Origin of the sequence: Thalassolituus alkanivorans (assembly GCF_020447205.1) — a bacterium.
Classification (GTDB): Bacteria; Pseudomonadota; Gammaproteobacteria; order Pseudomonadales; family Oceanobacteraceae; genus Venatoribacter; species Venatoribacter alkanivorans.
In genome coordinates this window covers 218,372-239,748 of record NZ_JAJAEL010000037.1, presented here as the reverse complement: position 1 = coordinate 239,748, position 21,377 = coordinate 218,372, and the positions used below count along the sequence as shown (strand labels likewise).

Annotated in this window: 21 protein-coding genes and 2 tRNA genes; 4 read left to right on the top strand and 19 right to left on the bottom strand. The window is 53.7% G+C overall.

The genetic code is table 11. From position 1 onward, the window contains the following. Positions 1 to 4: 4 nt before the first annotated feature. The 3 genes from dapA to LGT44_RS14050 all read right to left on the bottom strand — a co-directional run bounded on the left by dapA (position 5) and on the right by LGT44_RS14050 (position 2,282). Positions 5 to 880 (bottom strand): 4-hydroxy-tetrahydrodipicolinate synthase, encoded by an 876-nt coding sequence (dapA, locus tag LGT44_RS14060; protein WP_145470366.1) that lies wholly within the window; start codon positions 878 to 880, stop codon positions 5 to 7. Between the two features lie 84 nt (positions 881 to 964). Further along, complete coding sequence (locus LGT44_RS14055) at positions 965 to 2,035, bottom strand: AI-2E family transporter (protein ID WP_145470364.1); 1,071 nt, start codon at positions 2,033 to 2,035, stop codon at positions 965 to 967. A 4-nt stretch (positions 2,036 to 2,039) separates the two neighbouring features. Continuing rightward, positions 2,040 to 2,282 (bottom strand): sulfurtransferase TusA family protein, encoded by a 243-nt coding sequence (locus LGT44_RS14050; protein WP_225690714.1) that lies wholly within the window; start codon positions 2,280 to 2,282, stop codon positions 2,040 to 2,042. A gap of 157 nt (positions 2,283 to 2,439) precedes the next feature. Between LGT44_RS14050 and LGT44_RS14045 the strand changes: the two genes are divergently transcribed. Next, entirely contained in the window at positions 2,440 to 3,900 is a 1,461-nt protein-coding gene (locus LGT44_RS14045; RefSeq protein WP_230331441.1) for a M48 family metalloprotease, read from the top strand. 101 nt (positions 3,901 to 4,001) lie between these two features. Here the strand turns inward: LGT44_RS14045 and nadA are convergent, their stop codons facing one another. The 15 genes from nadA to clpB form a co-directional block, all read right to left on the bottom strand. Next, complete coding sequence (gene nadA / locus LGT44_RS14040) at positions 4,002 to 5,036, bottom strand: quinolinate synthase NadA (protein ID WP_145470358.1); 1,035 nt, start codon at positions 5,034 to 5,036, stop codon at positions 4,002 to 4,004. A gap of 162 nt (positions 5,037 to 5,198) precedes the next feature. After that, positions 5,199 to 5,274 (bottom strand) — tRNA-Lys (locus LGT44_RS14035). Between the two features lie 73 nt (positions 5,275 to 5,347). After that, positions 5,348 to 5,423 (bottom strand) — tRNA-Lys (locus LGT44_RS14030). 185 nt (positions 5,424 to 5,608) lie between these two features. After that, positions 5,609 to 6,385, bottom strand: a complete 777-nt coding sequence (ybgF, locus tag LGT44_RS14025; protein ID WP_145470356.1) for a tol-pal system protein YbgF — start codon at positions 6,383 to 6,385, stop codon at positions 5,609 to 5,611. Continuing rightward, positions 6,385 to 6,936: a peptidoglycan-associated lipoprotein Pal gene (gene pal, locus LGT44_RS14020; RefSeq protein WP_145470354.1), complete on the bottom strand. Its 552-nt coding sequence runs from the start codon at positions 6,934 to 6,936 to the stop codon at positions 6,385 to 6,387. Before pal ends, ybgF begins: the two co-directional genes overlap by 1 nt. Before the next feature lie 31 nt (positions 6,937 to 6,967). Then, positions 6,968 to 8,248: a Tol-Pal system beta propeller repeat protein TolB gene (gene tolB, locus LGT44_RS14015; protein ID WP_145470352.1), complete on the bottom strand. Its 1,281-nt coding sequence runs from the start codon at positions 8,246 to 8,248 to the stop codon at positions 6,968 to 6,970. Beyond that, positions 8,242 to 9,063 (bottom strand): cell envelope integrity protein TolA, encoded by an 822-nt coding sequence (tolA, locus tag LGT44_RS14010; RefSeq protein WP_145470350.1) that lies wholly within the window; start codon positions 9,061 to 9,063, stop codon positions 8,242 to 8,244. The genes tolB and tolA overlap by 7 nt, the downstream gene beginning before the upstream one ends. A 1-nt stretch (position 9,064) precedes the next feature. After that, the gene (gene tolR / locus LGT44_RS14005; protein WP_225690720.1) at positions 9,065 to 9,514 is read right to left on the bottom strand and encodes a protein TolR; all 450 of its coding nucleotides are present in this window, start codon (positions 9,512 to 9,514) and stop codon (positions 9,065 to 9,067) included. Next, entirely contained in the window at positions 9,514 to 10,233 is a 720-nt protein-coding gene (gene tolQ / locus LGT44_RS14000) for a protein TolQ (protein WP_222428601.1), read from the bottom strand. The genes tolR and tolQ overlap by 1 nt, the downstream gene beginning before the upstream one ends. Further along, positions 10,230 to 10,700, bottom strand: coding sequence for a tol-pal system-associated acyl-CoA thioesterase (ybgC, locus tag LGT44_RS13995; RefSeq protein WP_230331442.1), 471 nt, complete (start codon positions 10,698 to 10,700; stop codon positions 10,230 to 10,232). Before ybgC ends, tolQ begins: the two co-directional genes overlap by 4 nt. A gap of 1 nt (position 10,701) precedes the next feature. Beyond that, positions 10,702 to 11,727 carry a Holliday junction branch migration DNA helicase RuvB gene (gene ruvB, locus LGT44_RS13990; RefSeq protein WP_230331443.1) on the bottom strand — a complete coding sequence of 342 codons (1,026 nt, stop codon included), beginning with the start codon at positions 11,725 to 11,727 and terminating at the stop codon, positions 10,702 to 10,704. 8 nt (positions 11,728 to 11,735) lie between these two features. After that, positions 11,736 to 12,347 (bottom strand): Holliday junction branch migration protein RuvA, encoded by a 612-nt coding sequence (ruvA, locus tag LGT44_RS13985; protein ID WP_145470340.1) that lies wholly within the window; start codon positions 12,345 to 12,347, stop codon positions 11,736 to 11,738. A gap of 85 nt (positions 12,348 to 12,432) precedes the next feature. Further along, positions 12,433 to 12,948, bottom strand: coding sequence for a crossover junction endodeoxyribonuclease RuvC (ruvC, locus tag LGT44_RS13980; RefSeq protein ID WP_225690724.1), 516 nt, complete (start codon positions 12,946 to 12,948; stop codon positions 12,433 to 12,435). Next, positions 12,945 to 13,382, bottom strand: a complete 438-nt coding sequence (locus tag LGT44_RS13975; RefSeq protein ID WP_230331444.1) for a protease complex subunit PrcB family protein — start codon at positions 13,380 to 13,382, stop codon at positions 12,945 to 12,947. Before LGT44_RS13975 ends, ruvC begins: the two co-directional genes overlap by 4 nt. Positions 13,383 to 13,505: 123 nt before the next feature. After that, on the bottom strand, positions 13,506 to 16,091 hold the full coding sequence (gene clpB / locus LGT44_RS13970; protein ID WP_230331445.1) for an ATP-dependent chaperone ClpB: 2,586 nt from the start codon (positions 16,089 to 16,091) through the stop codon (positions 13,506 to 13,508). 271 nt (positions 16,092 to 16,362) lie between these two features. Between clpB and LGT44_RS13965 the strand changes: the two genes are divergently transcribed. Together LGT44_RS13965 and LGT44_RS13960 are read left to right on the top strand one after the other, a co-directional pair. Further along, complete coding sequence (locus tag LGT44_RS13965; RefSeq protein WP_230331446.1) at positions 16,363 to 17,265, top strand: DMT family transporter; 903 nt, start codon at positions 16,363 to 16,365, stop codon at positions 17,263 to 17,265. Positions 17,266 to 17,481: 216 nt separating this feature from the next. Further along, positions 17,482 to 18,390 carry a LysR family transcriptional regulator gene (locus tag LGT44_RS13960; protein WP_145470332.1) on the top strand — a complete coding sequence of 303 codons (909 nt, stop codon included), beginning with the start codon at positions 17,482 to 17,484 and terminating at the stop codon, positions 18,388 to 18,390. A 72-nt stretch (positions 18,391 to 18,462) separates the two neighbouring features. On the opposite strand, the gene LGT44_RS13955 is transcribed toward LGT44_RS13960, so the two are convergent. Beyond that, positions 18,463 to 18,906: an acyl-CoA thioesterase gene (locus tag LGT44_RS13955; RefSeq protein ID WP_145470330.1), complete on the bottom strand. Its 444-nt coding sequence runs from the start codon at positions 18,904 to 18,906 to the stop codon at positions 18,463 to 18,465. A 319-nt stretch (positions 18,907 to 19,225) separates the two neighbouring features. On the opposite strand from LGT44_RS13955, the gene LGT44_RS13950 reads away from it, so the two are divergent. Then, on the top strand, positions 19,226 to 21,343 hold the full coding sequence (locus tag LGT44_RS13950) for a carboxy terminal-processing peptidase (protein WP_230331447.1): 2,118 nt from the start codon (positions 19,226 to 19,228) through the stop codon (positions 21,341 to 21,343). Positions 21,344 to 21,377: the final 34 nt, after the last annotated feature.

Genomic DNA, 21,377 nt, shown 5'->3' with positions numbered 1-21,377 from the left:
TGCTTTAAATGAGTTCAAGAGCAGCCAGAGACAGCTCAACTTTTGGCTTGTAACGCTCATCCAGCTCGACCAGCGGCAGACGGATACCACGTCCCATCAGCCCCATTTTATGCAAGGCCCATTTCACCGGAATCGGGTTGGCTTCGCAGAACATGGCATTGTGCAGGTTCATCAGTCGCTCATTCAGCGCTTTCGCTTCCGCCGCCTGACCATCCAGCGCCAGCATACACAGCTGATGCATTAAAGCTGGTGCCACGTTGGCCGTTACCGAAATATTGCCTTTACCACCCAGCAGGATCAGCTCATAAGCCGTAGCATCATCACCGGAATAGACCGCCATACGGTCACCCACCAGTTCAATGACTTTACGCGCACGTTCCAGATCGCCGGTTGCTTCTTTAACGGCCACAATCTGCTCAACATCCGCCAGGGCTGCGATGGTTTCCGGCAGCATGTCACAAGCAGTACGGCCTGGTACGTTGTACAGAATCTGCGGAATATCCACGGCAGCAGCAATGGCCTCGTGGTGCTTGATCAGGCCACGCTGCGGAGGCTTGTTGTAATACGGAGTAACCAGCAGACAGGCATCGGCCCCCAGATTTTTTGCTTCCTGGGTCAGCTCAATCGCTTCTGAGGTTGAGTTAGCGCCGGTTCCGGCAATGATCGGACGACGACCGGCGGTGACCTTAACCACACGCTCAATCACCGCACAGTGCTCTTCTGTGCTCAGAGTTGCCGATTCACCGGTGGTGCCCACGGCAACAATAGCATCGGTGCCCTGTTTGATGTGGAACTCCACCAGTCCGTCCAGACTTTCCCAATCCACACTGCCATCAGCGTGCATAGGGGTTACCAAAGCCACAATACTGCCGGTAATCATTGAGCTCTACTCCAAAATATCCGCCCGGAACGGGCGCAGAAAAACAAAGGCGCAAGTCTACTGATGCAAGGGATTGGTGACAAGTCAGACGCAGTCACTATCGCTTACTCTGTTATCGGGCCAGGCCTGTAACACCGCTTTAAACAGGGTTGCCAGCGGAATCGCAAAGAACACACCCCAGAACCCCCAAAGCCCGCCAAACACCAGCACCGCCACAATAATGGCCACCGGATGCAGATTCACCACTTCAGAAAACAGCAACGGCACCAGTACATTGCCATCCAATGCCTGAATGATGCCGTACACCACCATCAGCCAGATGAAATCGTTGGTCCAACCCCACTGCACATAACCCACCAGGGCAATCGGAATGGTGACCACCGCCGCACCGATATAAGGCACCAGCACCGACAACCCCACCGCAATGGCCAGCAGCGCCGCATAGTTCACGCCAAGAATCAGAAAGGCCACATAGGTCACGCCGCCGACGATGACAATTTCCAGCACCTTACCGCGGATGTAGTTGGCAATCTGTACGTCCATTTCAGACCAGATACGGTTCAGCAGTTGCCGGCGCTGTGGTAAAAATGCCGTACACCAGGCCAGAATCTGATCGGAGTCTTTCAACAGGAAGAACACCAGAATCGGCACCAGCACACAATAAATCAGCACCGCCATAACACCAGTAATCCCGGTAATGGAAAAACTCACGGCAAACTGCCCGACCGACGCCAGCTCATCACCTATCTGTTTGGTCCAGACTTTCACCTGATCGACCGACACCAGATCCGGATACTGCTGTGGAAGCAGCATCAGAAGTTCCTGACCCTTACTGGCCATACGCGGCAATTCATAGAAAAACTGTGTCAGCTGCTGCCAGGTGGCGGGCAGAATAATCAGCAATAACAGCATCAGTACGCTGACAAACAGCATAAAAACCAGCACGGTTGCGCCCAGATGACCAAGCCCCCGGCGCTTGCAGTAATTCATTGTCCCCTGCAACAGATACGCCAGTACAATGGCGGTCAGGAACGGTGCCAGTACCTTGCCTAACGTGATAATAACCAGCAACACCGCCGTAATAAGCAACAGCAACAGCAGCGCTTCTTCATCGGAAAAATAGCGGTCAATCCAGCGCCGGAATACCTTAATCATGCCCTCAGGCTCCTTTTTTAATCCAGAACTGATAGCAACCATCGACATCGGAAGCGGCCACCAGTTCATTATTGGTCATTGCAATATATTTGCGGATATCACGCCACGAGCCGGCATCGGTTGCCTTCACCCACAACACTTCACCGATCGCCAGCGCTTTAAGCGCCAGCTTGGTTTTTAACAATGGCAATGGGCATTCCAGTCCGGAAGCATCAAGAGCCTGATGATATTGGTTTGAATTAGACACAGCGCACGCCTTTTGCCAAACTGAAGCCTCATTATATACGGATGTCTGCTGATAACGCCTGCACAGGGAATTGCAGTTCAGCGACAATGATCCATAAGACCTGCTGAACTCCTGCACCCTGGCGGGTCTAACGCAAATCAACTTCAGGAATCCGGGCTTGAATTTCCGCCTAACACGTCTGGCGCTGTTGCTGCTGAGCAGTTATGCCGCCCTTAGTATCCCAACCACCCAGGCTGCGACCGCCGATCTGCCGGATCTTGGCGACAGCGCCTCCAGCTATGTATCCCTGCAGGAAGAACATGATCTCGGACGGGTCTGGCTGCGCCAGCTGCGGGCACAGGCAAAAACGTTAGATGACCCGCTGATAACCGAATTTCTGGAAAACCTGATTTTCCGCCTGGTCCCCCACAGCGAAGTAAAACAATCCGAATTTGAATTTGTTGTTGTTGATCGCGCGGAATTAAATGCTTTTGCCGTACCCGGCGGCATTATTGGCATCAACTTCGGCATTTTGTTACACACCCGCGACGAAGACGAGCTGTCAGCCGTTCTGGCACACGAACTGGCTCACCTGAGTCAGCGCCATTTCGCGCGTCAGATTGAAGCGGCAGAAAAGCAAGAACCCATTGCCATTGCCACGTTACTGGCCAGCATTCTGCTGATTGCCACCAACAACCCCGATGCTGGCTTTGCCGGACTGCTCACCAGCCAGGCCGCCAGCATTCAGAGCCGCCTGGCCTATTCTCGCGAATGGGAACAGGAAGCAGACCGTATCGGTATGCGTACGCTGTCCACGGCAGGGCTCGATCCTTACGCCATGCCATCCATGTTTCAGCAGATGCTGCTGGCCAATCGTTACAACGAACGTCCACCGGAATTCTTACTCACCCACCCGGTAACCGAATCACGGGTCGCCGATGCCGCTGACCGTGCGCAAAAATACCCACGCAAACCCCGTCTGGCGAGCTTTGAATTCCGGGTACTGCAGAACGAAGCCATAATCCGCTACCAGCTTAATGCTGACAAGCGCGTGGATTACTTCACCCACCAGTTACAGGTCACACCGCGCAGCAGCGCCGAACAGGCCGCTGCGCTGTACAGCCTGGCCAGACTGGCACTGGAAAATAACGACAACAGCGCCAGCCGTGCTTATCTGAAAAAAATCATCAGCCCGTGGCGCGATCACTCTGCCGTAGTCGCCCTGAATGCCAGCAGCCTGGCGGCGGAAGATAAATTCGCCGAAGCCATCGACGCCATTAACGATGCTTTGCCTTTCGATCCCCAGGATTATCTGCTGCTGAGCACCAAAGCCTCCCTGCTACGCCAGTCTGGCCAGAAAAATGAGGCAGTAGCCATTCTCAAACAACTGAGCGAATTGCGCAGTACCAATCCGGCAGTCTGGCGCATGCTGGGTGAAGCCGCAGGTGATGCCAATATGATTTTATTGGGCCATCGTGCCAATGCTGAATATCTGTTTTATTCGGGCTACCACGCCAAAGCGCTGCGACAGATGGAACTGGCCTTACAGCTGGCAAAAAAGAGCCATGATTTTCAGCAGGAAGCCGCACTGGGGCAGCGGCTGCGGGTAATGGCCAATACCGCCGCAGTTCTTCCCTGATCGCACTCATAACACCTGAAAAACAGACATAAAAAATGGGCCAGAAGGCCCATTTTTATTTGCTGTGCTCAGGCTTCATTCTATAAAGGCTTTATTAAATTTCAGCCTTTATTGAAATTCAGCATGCGCTGCAGGCTGACCACCGCCTGCTGACGCAGACCTTCTTCAATCAGAATTTCCTGATCGGCATTGACCAGCACATCACGGATGCTCTGCAGACCATTCATCGCCATCCACGGGCAATGCGCACAGCTGCGACAGGTTGCACCGTTACCTGCAGTTGGCGCTTCTATAAGAAGCTTATCCGGCGCCGCCTGCTGCATCTTATAAAAGATGGCTTTATCGGTAGCCACAATCAGCACAGGGTTCGGTAAGTTTTTGGCTGCCGCAATCAGCTGACTGGTCGAGCCCACGGCATCAGCCATTTTCACCACCGACTCCGGCGATTCCGGATGCACCAGCACCGCCGCATCCGGATGAACCTTCTTCAGATCTTCCAGCGCTTTGGCTTTAAATTCATCGTGAACAATACAGGCACTGTCCCACAGAATCATGTCAGCCCCGGTTTCACGCTGCACATAATTACCCAGGTGTTTATCCGGTGCCCAGATCAGCTTCTGCCCCTGCTGTTTAAGATGATTGACCACATCAAGAGCAATACTCGAGGTAACCACCCAATCGGCACGCGCTTTTACCGCCGCCGAGGTATTGGCATACACCACCACGGTGCGATCCGGATGCTGATCACAGAAAGCCGAAAACTCTTCTACCGGACAACCGATATCCAGCGAGCAGGTCGCCTCCAGCGTCGGCATCAGAATGCGCTTTTCCGGACTGAGGATCTTGGCGGTTTCACCCATAAAACGCACACCAGCCACAATCAGCGTGCTGGCTTTGTGGTCACGGCCAAAGCGGGCCATTTCCAGAGAATCGGCCACACAACCGCCGGTTTCTTCCGCCAGAGCCTGAATTTCCGGGTCGGTGTAATAGTGGGCAACCAGAGCCGCATCTTCCTGAATCAGTAATTCACGGATTTCCTGCTTAAGTGCAGCGCTTTGCTCGGCCGTCAGCGGTGCCGCTGGTGCAGACCAGAAATCACGGACAATCTGTTGTGCGGCAGGTATGGTTTCGTTCATACATCTCTCTGTCAGACATGGATATAACGTGGCAATTTTATCACAGACAGAACACTGTCCGCTGCGTCACTCTGCGGACCAGAACCCTGCACAGAACAGATGGGGTTCCGGGAGGCAAATAAAAAGGGGAGAAAGCTTTTCGCTTTCTCCCCTTTTAGATGTTGGTGGGTCGTGCAGGATTCGAACCTGCGACCAATTGGTTAAAAGCCAACTGCTCTACCAACTGAGCTAACGACCCTTAAGTGCTGCGTATGTTACCGGGTTCTAAAAAAAAGTCAACCTTTTCAGTAACTTACCTCTTCCGTAAAAATTGGTGGGTCGTGCAGGATTCGAACCTGCGACCAATTGGTTAAAAGCCAACTGCTCTACCAACTGAGCTAACGACCCGGAAGAGGCGCATATAATACTTAATTTTCCGGAGCTGACAACCCTTTTTTCGAAAAAAGTTTCACTATCAGGGACTTAGCGTCATCCGGTGGCTACAAAAGACAGGTTATAAGCCCAGAATTCATGGGCTTTCAGGCGCGATAACAAAGAATATTCAGAAAGAAAAACAGGCCTTAAAAGGCCTGTCAGGAAAGCTTTGCAAGATAGGACTTGGCCAGTCTGACCGTACCGTCGGCCTTGCCGGTGTACAGATCAATAACCTTCTGCAGCCAGACCTTTGCCTGCGCCACATCACCCTTCTTATGCAGTGTGATTCCCATTTTATAGGTCGCATCGGCTGCTTTGTCATGATCAGGATATTGGGTAACCACCTTACGGAAGCTCTCCAGGGCTTTATCCAGATCGCTCTGAACCAGATAAACCTCACCAGACCAATACAGCGCATTACCTACTAACGGATCCTGCGGGTAATTTTTCACAAAATCGTTAAAGGCTACGTTGGCTTCAGCGAATTTTTTCTCACGCACCAGCGTCATCGCATTCTTATAAGCTTCTGCAGGAGATTCTTTCACTACCGCCACCGGAGCAGCCGCAGGTGAACCACCAGCCAGTAAAGCAGCTATCCGGCGATCAAGATCCAGGTAACGTTCCTGTTGCTCCTGAGTCAGACGTCGGATCAGATTATCCTGCTCTTCTACACGACCACGCAGCTCAGCAATTTCCTGTTGCATCTGTTCCATTTGCATGGACATTTCAGATAACAAACCAGAAGAAGCAGCGGGAATAACAGCAGGAGCATTGTTTGCCGGGGTTGTTACAGCAGCCCGGACAGAGGAGTCGGTCGGAGTGTTCTGGGTTGCCGGTGCGACCGGACGGGCCGCACCAACAGATACCCACTGATCATCCGCATTGGCGCTGGCAGTTACTGCAACCAGCGCAAAGGTCAGGACGACAGATTTCATTAACGGCTCTGGTATTTCACTTCAACGCGACGGTTCTTGGCGTAAGAGCCTTCGTCGTGACCCATCATTACCGGACGCTCTTCACCAAAGCTCACAACTTTCAGCTGAGAACCGTTGGCACCGTTAGCCATCAGGAAACGACGTACGGTCATAGAACGACGCTCGCCCAGAGCCAGGTTGTATTCAACGGTACCGCGCTCATCAGCGTGACCTTCCAGAACAACAGAGGCTGCTGGGTTAGCCGCCAGGAAAGCCGCATGAGCCATCAGAGCCGCTTTGCCTTCGCTCTTCAGAGTGCTCTGATCGAAGTCAAAGTAAAATACAGTTTGTTCACGCAGTGCAGCCTGAGCTTCGTTTGCTTCTGCTTCCAGAGCTTCACCATTTACACCAGCGCTTTCAACAGCATTGGTATCTTCGGCCTGTTGTTCAGTAGCTGTTGGTGCAACAGTAGAACCTGCACCCTCATTTACGTCTCCCTTGCTTGCACAAGCAGAAATCAACATAGCCCCAAAGGCCAAACCTAAGGTTTTATACAGTGCAGTAGTTTGCATAACAGTCTTCCAGTCCGAAAGTGAGTTTGAATTATTGGAAAATCGGCGACCAAGCAGGCTCCCTGACGTCACCATATTTTGATGGTAAGCGGAACTTAACATCGCCATCGACCGATACGGCCGCCAGAATGCTTCGGTTCGCTTCACTCGCAGCATAAATTACCATACTTCCATTGGGTGCAACACTAGGAGACTCATCCAATTCCGTCTCACTGGTAAGAATGTGCACTAATCCACTTTTCACGTCCTGAGATGCGATATGAAAGCGGTCATTAGCCTTATGGACATACACCAGTTTACGACCATCTGCGGTAATCCGAGCACGGGCATTGTAGCCACCCTCAAAGGTTACACGCACTACCTCTTTGTTGGCAGTGTCCAGCTTATATACCTGTGGACCACCTGCCCGACTCGAGGTGAAAAACAGATGACGGCCGTCAACATCCCACTGAGGTTCAGTATCAATGGCATAGTGATTGGTCATACGCTCGATTTTCCGGGTTGCAAGATCCATCACATAAATGTCTGGATTGCCGAGCTTTGACAACACAAACGCCAGCTGGGTTCCATCCGGAGAAAAAGCCGGCGCACTGTTGGAGCCATCAAAAGCCACTACCCGCTCACGCTTACCGGTAGCCAGCTCCTGGAAGAAAATCTCACTGCGACCATTTTCAAAAGACACATAGGCCACTTTCTTCGCATCCGGTGACCAGGCCGGAGAAATAATCGGATGCTTTGAGCTGTAGATCAGCTGTTCCCGCGCACCATCCGCGTCGGCATAGTTCAGGTTAAACCGGCTGCGTTCGCGGTTGGTGGTTACATAAATCAGTTTGGTGGAAAACACACCCGGTACACCCGTCAGCTTTTTAAAGATGTAATCGCTGATGTAATGCGCCAGATCCCGTAACTGGGATGCTTTACCTTTTACCCGGTGACGCAGAATTTCCACCTGCTGATGTACATCCATCACATGGAACTGCACTGCATAACCATCAGCCTGCAACTCCACGCTGCCGATGACGACAAAATCCTGTTTCAGGCGTGACCAGTCAGCGTAGATGACCTCACTTAACTGATGCGGCTGAGTAATCATATTGCTGGTAGCCAGCGTGCGGAAATAACCACTGCTGGCCAGATCGTTGGTCACAATAGCACTGACATCTTCCGGCAGAGCACTGCTGCCGTTCCAGCTGAAAGGCACTACGGCAACCGGAATCGCGCTCTGCTTCCCCTGAGTGACTTCAATTAATAACTCGGCCTGACTCAGGCTGGCAAACAGCCACATCAGGACAATCAAACTGTGCTTTACCACGTTGCATTCTCCGGTCTGAATTTCATTAAAAAGCTGCGGAAGTTCTCTTCAAATACCCGCACATCTTTTGGTACCGGCAGTGGCGAGGCTTTATAAACGGCCTGTTCAACGGAACGGTCAAGCGCCGCATTACCACTGCCTTTGGTAATCTGAACCTGAATCACCTGCCCGGTTGGTACCAGAGTAATCCGTACTTCCACTTCCTGACTGGCCGTCACCGCCGGAGGGTATCGCCATACCGATTCCACCCGGGCTTTAATCTGATCGGTAAACTCCAGTGTCAGAGCAGCAGCGCGTTCAGCCTGAATTTTAGCTTCCTGTTGTTCTTTCAATTCTGCGGCAGCTTCTTCCTGTGCCATCTGCTCCAGCAATGCCTGCTCCTGAGCAGCTTTCTGTTTTGCCTGCTCGGCGGCTTTTTCTTTACTGGCCTTTTCTTTTGCTGCTTTGTCTTTTGCCTGCTTTTCTGCCAGTGCTTTTTCTTTTAACGCTTTTTCCTGTTCGCGTTTTTTCGCAGCAGCCTGTTTTTTCTTTTGTTCAGCTTCGCGCTTTTTCTGTTCAGCCAGTTTTTTCTTACGCTCCGCTTCCCGTTTGGCGGCAAGCTCCTGACGCTTTTTCTGTTTCTCTGCCTGTTGTTTGCGCTGCTTTTCAGCCGCACTTTCCACCTGCACGACCGTGGCCACTACATGGGGTGGCACAGGTTCAGGCACGCGGTGCTCTGTTGGCCATTCAAGCAGAAATAGCGAGGCCACCAGAATATGCAGCCCCACAGACAATACGACCGGCAGCGAGTACCGTTCCGGATTCAGCCAGCTCATATCAGCGGCGAGCCTCCGGGTCCGGCGCTTCAGTAATCAGGCCAACATTATTAATACCAACACTCTGCAGCCCGCCCATCAGCGCGACCACTTTGCCGTAGGGTACGGCTTCATCACCGCGGATCATCAGACGGGTTTCAGGTACAGCGCCAATAATTTTCTGCGCATATTCCTGAATTTCGCCCAGCGTCATGGCGGTGGGCTGACCTTCATCGCGCTCGATAAAATAAATACCGCGTTCATTAACCGACACGATAATGGTGCTGTCATCCGGCTCAATTTCGGTCGGTGTCGCGTCCACATCCGGCAGGTTAACCGGTACGCTCTGCACCAACATCGGTGCTGTCACCATAAAAATAATCAGCAGCACCAGCATCACATCGATGTAGGGCACCACATTAATTTCGGCCATCGGCCGGCGCTTGGCCGCAGGAGGAGCCATAGGTTCCATTATTTTTTCTCCGCCGCCTTTTTCTCTTCGGCTTTGACTGCCTGCTGAATTTTATGCGCCTGACGGTACAGCAATGACGAGAACTCATCGGCAAAGGTATGCATGCCGGTTACTGTCTGATCGACGCGGCTGGCGAAACGGTTGTAAAAAATCACCGCCGGAATGGCCGCAAGAAGACCCATCGCCGTGGCTACCAGCGCTTCAGAAATACCAGGAGCAACGGTGGCAATAGTCGCCTGCTTAACACTGGCCAGCCCCTGGAAGGAATGCATGATGCCCCACACGGTGCCGAACAGACCGATATACGGGCTGGTAGAACCGACGGTTGCCAGAAATGGCAGATGGGTATCCAGCAATTCAGATTCGCGGGTAATGGCAATACGCATCGCCCGCTGCACACCGGCCATCACCGCATCCGGGTCATTGGTATTTTGCTGGCGCATTTTTCCGAATTCTTTCAGACCGGCCATAAAGACATTTTCAACCGCACTGGGCACCGCTTTCTGCTGACACTCACGGTACAGATCGTTGAGATCCACACCCGACCAGAAACGCTCTTCAAAATCGTGCAGCTGCTCACGGCTGGCGGATAACAAACGGGTACGCTGTACGATTACAACCCAGCTCATTACCGAAGCCGCCAGCAACATCAGCATCACCAGCTGCACAACAAAGCTGGCGTTGATAATCAGCGAAAAAATAGAAACAGACTCGTTCACAACGTCTCCTGACATTCATCATTATGTTCGGACGGATAAGCGGCCCCTGCCGTCATCCGTTTAAGAATGTCCGCGGGTACCGCCTGCGGACGTCCGGTATCGCTGATACAGGCGATGGTTATTTGCGCCTCTACCAGATATTCATGCGGCTCAACCGCTTCCGCTCTTTCTGCTGCCGGTTTGCGCCAGACCTTCTGACTCAGAACCAGACTGGCTTTGCGGCTGTGTTCGACGGCCACCGACACCAGAAGTTCATCATCCAGTCGTGCCGGACTCAGGTATTTGGCCTGTACCTCACGCACCACAAATAACACATTCTGATGACGTAATTGTTCCTGACCGTAGCCCAGTGCGCGTAACCACTCGCTGCGCGCGCGTTCCAGAAAGCGGAAATAATTGGCGTAATACACAATGCCACCGGCATCGGTGTCTTCGATATACACCCGCAGCGGCCAGGTAAATGCCATGTTATTGCGCATCCTGATTAAAACGAACCGGTAAATCCAGACCAAAATGCAGATAGGCCAGTTTGGTCGCCATGCGTCCGCGTGGTGTACGGGTAATGTACCCCTGCTGCATTAAGTAAGGCTCCAGCACGTCTTCAATGGTGTCACGTTCTTCACCAATGGAAGCCGCCAGACTGTCAACGCCAACCGGGCCACCGTCGTATTTTTCCAGCAGGGTCAGAAGCAGGCGGCGGTCCATATGATCGAAGCCCTGCACATCGACATTGAGCATATTCAGCGCCGCATCGGCACAGGCATGGTTAACCGTGCCATCGCCTTTCACCTGAGCGTAATCACGTACACGGCGCAACAGACGGTTGGCAATACGCGGCGTGCCGCGTGCACGGCGGGCAATTTCTTTGGCGCCACTGTCATCCACCTCCAGCTGCATCAGACGCCCGGAGCGCGACACAATATGGGTCAGATCGGCGATATTATAAAACTCCAGCCGCTGCACAATGCCGAAGCGATCGCGCAGTGGCGAGGTCAGCAGACCTGCGCGGGTGGTCGCGCCGACCAGGGTAAAGGGTGGCAGATTGATTTTAATCGAACGGGCCGCCGGTCCTTCGCCCACCATAATATCCAACTGATAATCTTCCATGGCCGGATACAGCACTTCTTCCACCGCCGGACTCAGACGGTGAATTTCATCAATAAAGAGAACGTCGCCTTCTTCGAGATTGGTCAGCAATGCTGCCAGATCGCCGGCTTTTTCCAGCACCGGGCCGGAGGTCGACTTAATCGCCACGCCCATTTCTTCGGCAATAATATTCGCCAGCGTGGTTTTACCCAGACCCGGCGGGCCGAATACCAGCGTATGATCCAGCGCTTCGTTACGGGCCCGTGCCGCGCCGATAAAAATTTCCATCTGCTCACGCACATGGGGCTGACCGATGTATTCGTTCAGCGATTTGGGACGGATAGCCCGGTCCTGATGTTCTTCGGCCGGTTGCGGCTGAGGGCTGATAAAGCGGTCAGTTTCGATCATGGATCACCTTATTTAGAACCCAGAGTGCTGCGCAGTGCCAGGCGGATCATTTCTTCCGCGCTGTCGACACCTGCACTGACTTTATTCAGCATTTTCGCCGCGTCCTGTGGCTTATAGCCCAGCGCGACCAGTGCACTTTCCGCTTCGCGCAGCAGATTATCCTGTGAGGCTTTTTCGGCATTATCTGCGGCCGCCCACAATGGCGCCGGCGCCTGCCATTCGGTCAGACGATCGCGCATTTCAACAATTAAACGTTCGGCGGTTTTCTTGCCAACACCGGGAAGTTTGGTCAGCGCCGTGACGTCTTCGTTATGCACACAGACGGCAAAGGCGTTGACATCCATACCGGATAAAATCGCCAGCGCCAGTTTAGGCCCGACACCGCTGACTTTAATCAGGGTGCGGAACAGCGTGCGCTGACTCTTATCACTGAAGCCATATAACTGATGCGCATCTTCGCGGATGGCAAGGTGGGTATAGAGCACCGCCTGGGTGCCGGTTTTGCCAAGCATGGCAAAGGTGGAAATCGGCGCCTGAATCTCATAGCCCACGCCGTTGACGTCAAGAAGCAGCTCCGGAGCCTGCTTCTCAAGAATAACGCCCTGTAATCGTCCGATCATGATTGCATTCTGACTGCATAACTGGAAAGCGGCCTAGCCTACCAGCATGGCCGAGGCGGCTCAATGGAAGGTAGTGGCAGAGACGCTAACGCATACGTCCGCGGGTCACGCCTTTCACTCCGGCCTGAGCCATCAGGCTGGCGCTGGTATGGGCATGGCAGATGGCAATGGCCAGCGCATCGGCGGCATCCGCCTGCGGTATACCCGGCAGTTTTAACAGGTACTGCACCATATGCTGAACCTGCTCTTTCGCCGCGCTACCTTTACCGACAACCGCCTGTTTAATGGTGCGCGGGGCATATTCTGCTACCGGCAAGCCCTGCTGTACCGCCGCCACAATGGCCACCCCACGGGCCTGACCCAGTTTTAATGCGGAGTCGGCATTCTTGCCCATAAACACCTGCTCGATGGCAAATTGCTCTGGCTGGTAGGTACTGATTAATTCGCTGACGCCGTCGTAAATTTTTTTCAGACGACCGGGTAATTCGCCCTCGCCGGTGCGGATACAACCACTGACGACGTATTCAATTTTCTGGCCCGTACGGCGGATCACACCAAAACCGGTAATGCGTGATCCCGGGTCAATGCCAAGAATAATCATGGGACTTTCACGGGCGCCTGTTTCTTCAGCGGAGTCGGACTTTGAAGAGCGTCTTGCGGAGTAAATGTCCATTCACGGCCACTGACCTGATCGGTCACCGTCAGATGCTGCCAGCCCGCCGGCAGAATAACCTGCAGACAAGGTGCGGTAATCACCTGAGCGTATTTCCTGTCCGGGTCGGGATAGCGCTCACGGAAGATCAGCTGGTAATCGCCGTCATCCTGCTGCTGCCCCACCAGATCGATACCATAACCGGCGTGCGGACGCTCACCCAGAGCAATGGTCAGGGCATTAAAACGCAGGCTGACACCTTCAGGGGCTGCACACTGATCCATGGTACTGAGTGGCAGGCTGAGCGGCATCACCGTGGTGCAGGCAGTCAGCACCATCGTCAGGCCAGCCACAAACAGGGAGGGTTTTAATAAACGACGCATCACAATCCGTCCTCCGTAACGATCACAGATAGATAAAGACGCCAGTATACACAAAACCCCCGCCACAGAGACTGCAACGGGGGTTTTGTCAGTGGCACTCAGCCGGTTTAAGCGGCGCGGAGCTTACCCCGCACGGAAAACCAGCTGATCGTTGTCGACATCGGCAACGATGGTGGTACCCGGCAGGAATTTACCCGCCAGAATATCCTGCGCCAGTGGGTTTTCGATCCAGCGCTGAATCGCACGCTTTAAAGGCCGTGCGCCAAACACCGGGTCGTAACCCACATCCACCAGCTTGCTGATGGCCGCGTCGCTCATCTCAAACGCCAGATCGCGTTCTTTCAGACGGCCGCGCAACAGATCCAGCTGAATATCCGCAATGCCGCGGATCTGATCTTTCAGCAGCGGATGGAACACCACCGCCTCGTCAATCCGGTTAATAAATTCCGGACGGAAGTGGCTGCCGACAATATCCATCACCGCATCGCGCATTTCCTCGTACGGCTTATCGGCAAACATGGTCTGGATCACATCCGAGCCCAGGTTCGAGGTCATCACCAGTACGGTGTTTTTAAAGTCGACCCGGCGTCCCTGACCGTCGGTCAGCTGACCATCATCCAGCACCTGCAGCAGAATGTTGAACACATCCGGATGCGCCTTTTCCACTTCATCGAGCAAAATCACCGAATAAGGTTTACGCCGCACGGCTTCAGTCAGCAGGCCACCCTCTTCGTAACCAACATAACCCGGAGGCGCACCGATTAAGCGGGCCACGGAGTGTTTCTCCATATATTCCGACATATCGATGCGCACCATGGCGTCTCTGCTGTCGAACAGGAAGGTCGCCAGCGCCTTACAGAGTTCGGTTTTACCGACACCGGTTGGCCCTAAGAACAGGAATGAACCATTCGGCCGGTTCGGATCAGACAACCCGGCACGGGAACGGCGCACCGCGTTCGATACTGCAGCAATGGCCTGATCCTGCCCGACTACCGAATCGTGCAGTACCTCCTCCATACGCAGCAGTTTTTCACGCTCGCCTTCCAGCATCTTGGTCACCGGCACACCGGTCCACTTCGACACCACTTCGGCAATTTCGTCTTCGGTCACTTTATTGCGCAGCAGGGTAAATTCCTGCTTACCGGAGGTTTCTGCCTCGGCGGCTGTGGCCAGCTGCTTTTCCAGCTCCGGAATACGGCCGTACTGCAGTTCCGACATACGCTGCAGATCGCCGGCACGACGCGCCGCTTCCATCTCGATTCTGGCCTGTTCCAGCTGCTCTTTCGATTTGCTGGCACCTTCAAGCAGGGCTTTTTCTTTCTTCCAGACCTCTTCCAGCTCGACGTAAGCACGTCCGGCTTTATTGATCTCTTCGTTGAGATCGCTCAGACGTTTTTTCGCCGCTTCGTCTTTTTCTTTACGCAGTGCTTCACGCTCGATTTTCAGCTGAATCAGGCGTCGTTCAAGCTTGTCCATTTCCTGTGGTTTGGAGTCGATTTCCATACGGATAACCGATGCCGCCTCATCCACCAAATCGATGGCTTTGTCCGGCAGACGACGATCCGGAATATAACGCTGCGACAGCTTGGCCGCGGCAATAATCGCACTGTCGGTAATCTGCACACCGTGGTGCACTTCGTAGCGTTCTTTTAAACCGCGCAGAATCGCAATGGAGTCTTCCACGCTGGGCTCATCGACAATCACTTTCTGGAAACGACGCTCCAGCGCCGCGTCTTTTTCAATAAATTCGCGGTATTCATCAAGTGTGGTCGCACCCACGCAGTGCAGTTCACCCCGCGCCAGAGCAGGCTTAAGCATATTGCCGGCATCCATAGCGCCATCGCCCTTACCGGCGCCGACCATGGTATGCAATTCATCGACAAACAGAATGATGCTGCCTTCGGCCTTGGTGACGTCTTTTAAAACGGCTTTTAAGCGCTCTTCAAATTCACCACGGTATTTGGCACCGGCCACCAGAGAGCCCATATCCAGCGACAGAATGCGCTTATGCTTCAGGTTTTCCGGCACTTCACCATTGACGATACGCTGCGCCAGACCTTCCACCACGGCGGTTTTACCCACGCCCGGAGGTCCGATTAACACCGGGTTGTTTTTGGTACGGCGCTGCAGCACCTGAATGGTACGGCGGATTTCATCATCACGGCCGATCACCGGATCCAGCTTGCCCGCTTCGGCACGCTCGGTCAGGTCGATGCAGTATTTATCCAGTGACTGACGGTTATCTTCGGCATTGGCGTCCTGCACACTTTCACCGCCACGCAGTTCGTTAATGGCTTTATTAACGCCGTCTTTATTCAGACCAGCCGCGGCCAGTGCCTTACCTGTGCTGTTTTTATCGTCCAGCGCCACCAGCAGAAAGACTTCGCTCGACACATACTGGTCACCGCGTTTCTGCGCTTCTTTATCCGCCAGATTGAGCAGACGGCCCAGCTCCGGCGCCAGCTGAATATTGCCGTCCGGACTGCTGACTTTGGGCTGCTCGTCCAGCAACGCACGCAGGGCACGGCCAAGCTCAACGACATTGGCGCCACAACGGCGCACTACATCCTTAACCGAGCTGCTTGGCTGTTCGAGCAATGCCAACAGTAAGTGGACGGTATCAATCTGATTATGATCCTGCCCCAGCGCCAGACTCTGGCTCTCGGCCAGAGCGTTCTGCAGACTGGTGGTCAACCGATCCATACGCATATTCCAATCTCCTAAATAGACGCTCAGGGCAGACCCGAGCAGAGTTGATTCATTACCGCTTAGATGCGACCAGATTAATTTTTTTCAACACCTTCAAGATTAAATTTAGTAAAACTAATAGAAATTCATCTTGATGCAGCGCATGCAAGCGGCCGATCACACACAAATCCCACCGCCTGCCGTACGATTGCGTATAATCGCCGCCTTAGCCGTCACCTTCATCTATATAGTGACGCAGCGCTTCTTTTAAAGTCCGGGATACACACTTGCCATGACAGCCCCTGCAATGACCGACGCCCTGCGCCGCGGTGCATTATTCCTGCTGCTGGGTGAAGCCCTGCTGGCATTAATGGGCGCGCTGGTCAAAGACCTGTCGGACGTGCTGTCGACCGAGCAGATTGTGTTCTTCCGTAATATCGCCGGTCTGATCGTACTCGCCCCTTTATTGCTGCGTACCGGCTTAAGTGAACTGAAAACCCGGGTCTGGCACTGGCATTTGCTGCGCGGTCTTGTTGGTGTCAGCGCCATGTACTGTTACTTCTGGGCGCTGGCTCATCTGCCGCTCACCGAAGCCTTTCTGGTGAAGCTTTCGGCGCCGCTGTTTATGCCATTACTGGCACTCTGGTGGCTGAAAGAACCCGCCGGGCGCCACAGTTGGCTGGCGCTACTGATCGGCTTTGCCGGGGTCAGTGTCATCCTGCAGCCCGGTGCTGAACACCCGGCCATGCTGAGTAATGGCGACAGCTACAACACAGCGCTGCTGGTCGGTCTGCTCGGTGCTTTTCTGGCCGCACTGGCCAAGGTCACCATCCGCCGCATGTCGGCTACCGAATCCAGCCAGCGTATTGTGTTTTATTTTGGCCTGACCGCCGCACTGGTTTCAGCCCCCGGCGCCCTGCTCAACTGGCAGCCGGTTCCTGACAGTACCTGGCTGTGGTTACTGGCGCTTGGCGTGGTCGCTACCAGCGGCCAGCTGGCGCTGACCCGCGCCTACCGCATCGCGCCTACCGGCAAGGTCGGTGTTTACGTTTACAGTGCGGTTATTTATGGAGCCCTGATGGGCTGGTGGTTCTGGGGGGAGATTCCGCCGTGGACGACCTGGGCCGGGGCCATTCTGATCGTACTGGCAGGCTTACTGAACCTGTATGCGCCGAAAAGCGGCGCTAAAAGCTGACGAAGTTCAGGACCGGTATCGCCTGACTATGCGCCAAAGCAGCACTGAAACCTGATTTCTGCAGCGTTGTGACGGTAAGCGGAGAATTCCCGGCACAGGTATAAGGCGTCATTCTCTTAGATATAAGTCTAATTTATGATCAAAACAGGCTTATTATTTCCTCAGAATTAAATATACTGGCTGTTCTAATGGATTACTCAGAATGAATCATTAATTATGTCCCGTATCGACTCATTGCAAACCTTTGTCTCTGTTGTGCGCTCGCGCAACTTTACCTCGGCGGCCGATTCACTGGGAGTGACCCCATCTGCCGTCAGTAAGCAGATCAGCGGTCTGGAAGAGCGCCTTGGCGTACGTCTGCTGAACCGCACCACCCGCTCCGTCAGCCCGACCGAAGCGGGGCAGATGTTCTACCAGCACTGCGAGAATATTCTTGAGTCGATCACGGAAGCCGAAAAGCTGGTCACCGACTTTGACGTCACGCCACGCGGCCGTCTGCGTATCACCGCGATGTCGAACTTCGGCCGCCGTGAACTGGCGCGCATGTTCACTGATTTCTCCCAGAAGTATCCGGACATCAGCTTCGATCTGCATATTTCCGACCGCCCGCTCGACATTGTGAAAGAAGGCTATGACTTCGCCCTGCGCCTGGGTTCACTGGAAGATTCCCGCCTGATTGCCAAACCAGTGGCCGAGCAAAATATCGTGATCTGCGCATCAAAAGAGTATCTGGAGCGCTGGGGCACACCGGAAAAACTGGAAGACCTCAACAACCATCGCATTCTGATTGTCGCCAACGCCGAATACGCCCGCATCAACTGGCTGCGTCAGTTCGAGAAAGATCATGGTTTCAGTCTGTCCAGTGTTGAACGCAAGCTGGCTGTGAATGATATCGATCTGGTATACGAGGCCTGCCTGGCGGGTATGGGTATCACCGCCCTGCCAACCTATATTGCCGAGCGGCACCTGGAGGTCGGTGAACTGGTGCGCCTGTTTCCGGAAGTGGATATTCCGGTACGCAGCATCAAAGTGGTCTTTCCACAGAACCGTTATCTGGCAAACAAAAGCCGTGCTTTCCTCGATTTTATTACCGCCTATTTTGACGATCCGAGTCAGAGCAACTGAGCACTGCTGTAAGCACATAAAAAAACGGGCCTTATCAGAGGCCCGTTTTTTTATGCAGTGAATGCCGCCAGATTATTCCTGAGGCAGCAGCTGGGGTGCGCAGCGCTCGTAAAAAACCCGCGGTACCTGAGCGATCTTACGCTCGTCATAATCAAAAAAGACGATACCGGTTTTGGCTTTCACCACCTGTTTGTCCTGAGCCTGATTTTCGACCCGGTAAATAAAGTCGCAACCGTATTTATTGAAGTCGGTCACGCCGACATGGAAGGTCAGAATATCGCCGACAAAGGATTCTGCGGTAAAGCACACCACCAGATCCGACACCATTAACCCCAGGCCACCAATATTAAATTCACCAAAACCATGTTCGCGTAAAAAGCGCAGCCGGGCTTCGTGTAACAAAGACACCATGCGGTCGTTACCCACATGATTGCCGTAATTAATTTCCGTTACCCGCACATCCAGCGTTGTACTGAAGGTAAATTCATCGGGTAATTCGAGTTGTACTCTGGCCAAAACAGCCTCCTGATCGTCTGTTTTGCTGCCAATGCAGCAAAATCCGGGGAATTATTCTGGCAACTGCGATTCCAATGCGGTCTACTATACCGCAGCAGCCGGGGTGTTCAGATGAGCCATGCGTCTTACGCCAGCTCTCTGTGCTTTACACCAATGGCACCCAAACGAATGTTCGGCCCGCCTGAGAAACAGGCAAAAACAAAGGCCAGACACCGTAACGGTACGTGCGTACAGGCTTTACCCTGACAAAGCGCCGGCATGATAACGGCGCCCGGCGCACAGTACAAACAGATAACAACAAGGAAATCTGGCAACGACTATGCTTTCCATTTGCTTCCGCACATTGAAAATTGCGCTGACCCTTACAGCGCTGCTCACGGCCCAGCTGAGCCAGGCCACCATCCCGGAAATTGCCCCCGGCACCGCCTTCAAACCCCTTGAGCCAACCCGTGATCACGCCATGATCACCCAGCAGATCATGAACAACCTGCTGCGCGGCCATTACGAGCATCAGCGTCTGGATGACAAACTGTCATCACGGGTGCTCGATATCCTGCTCGACGATATCGACAGCACCCGCAGCTATCTGCTGGCTGCCGACGTCAAAGAATTTGAGCAATACCGTTACAGTCTGGACGAAGCCCTGAACCGCGGTGATATGCGCCCGGCCTTCATCATCTTTAACCGCTTTCAGCAGCGCGTATCTGAGCGTCTGTCGTTTCTGCTCAACGAACTGCACAGCAAAGCCGCCGACTACCACTTCGATACTGACGAGCGGCTCGATCTCGACCGCGAAAAAGCGCCATGGGCGACCACCAGCGCCGAACTCGACGACCTGTGGCGCAAGCGTCTGAAAAACTCCATCCTCAATCTGAAAATGGCCGGCAAAGAAAAAGACGCCATTATTGAGTTGTTGAGCAAGCGCTACCAGAACCAGCTGAACCGTGTCCATCAGTCACAATCTGAAGACGCCTATCAGACCTTTATGAATGCCGTTACCCGCGCCTTCGATCCGCACACCCAGTACTTCTCGCCGCGCAACACCGAGAACTTCAATATCAATATGAGCCTGTCCTTACAAGGCATTGGCGCCGTGCTGCAAACTGAAGACGAGCACACCAAGGTGGTACGTCTGGTGCCGGCCGGCCCGGCCGCCAAAGCCGGCAACCTGCAGCCTGCCGATAAAATCATCGGCGTTGGTCAGGCCGAAGGCGATATCGTTGATGTGATCGGCTGGCGTCTGGATGAAGTGGTCGAGCTGATCCGTGGTCCGAAAAGCACCACCGTGCGGCTGGAAATTCTGCCGGCGAACTCATCCGGCACCGACAGCAAAATCATTTCCATCGTGCGTGATGAGGTCAAACTGGAAGAGCAATCCGCCCAGAAAGACGTTATCGAGGTTAAAGATGGCGACGTAACCCATAAAATCGGTGTGATCGATATTCCGACCTTCTATATCGACTTTCAGGGTCGTATGGAAAACAAGCCGGACTATAAGAGCACGACCCGTGACGTCACCGTGCTGATTAACGAACTGAAAGAAGAAGGCATCGATGGCCTGATCATTGACCTGCGCAATAACGGCGGCGGTTCGCTGGAAGAAGCCATTACCCTGACCGGCCTGTTTATTCCGCAGGGCCCGGTAGTACAGGTACGCAGCACCCACGGCCGGGTTGAAGTGTTACCCGACCAGGACCCTTCCGTGCTGTACGACGGGCCAATAACCGTTCTGGTTAACCGCCTCAGTGCGTCGGCCTCAGAAATTTTTGCCGGTGCTATTCAGGATTATGGCCGCGGTTTAATTGTCGGTGGCCAGACCTTCGGTAAAGGGACGGTTCAGAGCCTGCGTCCGCTGCGCTCCGGCCAGCTGAAAATTACCCAGGCCAAGTTCTACCGGGTATCCGGTGACAGTACCCAGCACCAGGGCGTTATCCCGGATATTCTGTTCCCGTCGCTGTTCGATAAAGAAAAAATCGGCGAAAGCGCGCTGGAAGAAGCCCTGCCGTGGGACACCATCCGTCCGGCAGAGTACAACAGCAATAAAGGCATCGCGGCGACCCTGCCGGCGTTACGCCAGCTGCACCAGACCCGCATCGAACACAATCCGGATTTCCGTTTTCTGCGCGAGCAAAAAGCACTGATTACCGAACTGCGTCAGCAGACTCAGGTATCACTGAACGAAAAAGTGCGCGAGCAGGAACGCAAAGCCAACGATGACAAACGCCTGAAGCTGGAAAACGAACGCCGCAAAGCCAAAGGCATGCCGCAGTTAACCAGCATCGACGATGAAGAAAGCGATAATGCTGCTGACGCGGAGAAAAAAGACGATAAAAAACCGGAAGAAGACGATGCCCTGCTGATCGAAGCCGGACATATTCTGGTGGATTATATGAATATCCAGACAGCCAGCCTGACCGCCCAGCGCGAAGCGAAATAACCGTCTGACGTTATTTTCAGCCATAAAAAAAGCC

What these genes read in the sequence shown, in the direction of transcription:
- dapA (WP_145470366.1), bottom strand. Translation starts at nt 880, where the DNA reads ATGATTACCGGCAGTATTGTGGCTTTGGTAACCCCTATGCACGCTGAT.
- LGT44_RS14055 (WP_145470364.1), bottom strand. Translation starts at nt 2,035, where the DNA reads ATGATTAAGGTATTCCGGCGCTGGATTGACCGCTATTTTTCCGATGAA.
- nadA (WP_145470358.1), bottom strand. Translation starts at nt 5,036, where the DNA reads ATGAACGAAACCATACCTGCCGCACAACAGATTGTCCGTGATTTCTGG.
- ybgF (WP_145470356.1), bottom strand. Translation starts at nt 6,385, where the DNA reads ATGAAATCTGTCGTCCTGACCTTTGCGCTGGTTGCAGTAACTGCCAGC.
- pal (WP_145470354.1), bottom strand. Translation starts at nt 6,936, where the DNA reads ATGCAAACTACTGCACTGTATAAAACCTTAGGTTTGGCCTTTGGGGCT.
- tolA (WP_145470350.1), bottom strand. Translation starts at nt 9,063, where the DNA reads ATGAGCTGGCTGAATCCGGAACGGTACTCGCTGCCGGTCGTATTGTCT.
- tolR (WP_225690720.1), bottom strand. Translation starts at nt 9,514, where the DNA reads ATGGAACCTATGGCTCCTCCTGCGGCCAAGCGCCGGCCGATGGCCGAA.
- ybgC (WP_230331442.1), bottom strand. Translation starts at nt 10,700, where the DNA reads ATGGCATTTACCTGGCCGCTGCGGGTGTATATCGAAGACACCGATGCC.
- ruvB (WP_230331443.1), bottom strand. Translation starts at nt 11,727, where the DNA reads ATGATCGAAACTGACCGCTTTATCAGCCCTCAGCCGCAACCGGCCGAA.
- ruvA (WP_145470340.1), bottom strand. Translation starts at nt 12,347, where the DNA reads ATGATCGGACGATTACAGGGCGTTATTCTTGAGAAGCAGGCTCCGGAG.
- ruvC (WP_225690724.1), bottom strand. Translation starts at nt 12,948, where the DNA reads ATGATTATTCTTGGCATTGACCCGGGATCACGCATTACCGGTTTTGGT.
- LGT44_RS13975 (WP_230331444.1), bottom strand. Translation starts at nt 13,382, where the DNA reads ATGCGTCGTTTATTAAAACCCTCCCTGTTTGTGGCTGGCCTGACGATG.
- clpB (WP_230331445.1), bottom strand. Translation starts at nt 16,091, where the DNA reads ATGCGTATGGATCGGTTGACCACCAGTCTGCAGAACGCTCTGGCCGAG.
- LGT44_RS13965 (WP_230331446.1), top strand. Translation starts at nt 16,363, where the DNA reads ATGACAGCCCCTGCAATGACCGACGCCCTGCGCCGCGGTGCATTATTC.
- LGT44_RS13960 (WP_145470332.1), top strand. Translation starts at nt 17,482, where the DNA reads ATGTCCCGTATCGACTCATTGCAAACCTTTGTCTCTGTTGTGCGCTCG.
- LGT44_RS13950 (WP_230331447.1), top strand. Translation starts at nt 19,226, where the DNA reads ATGCTTTCCATTTGCTTCCGCACATTGAAAATTGCGCTGACCCTTACA.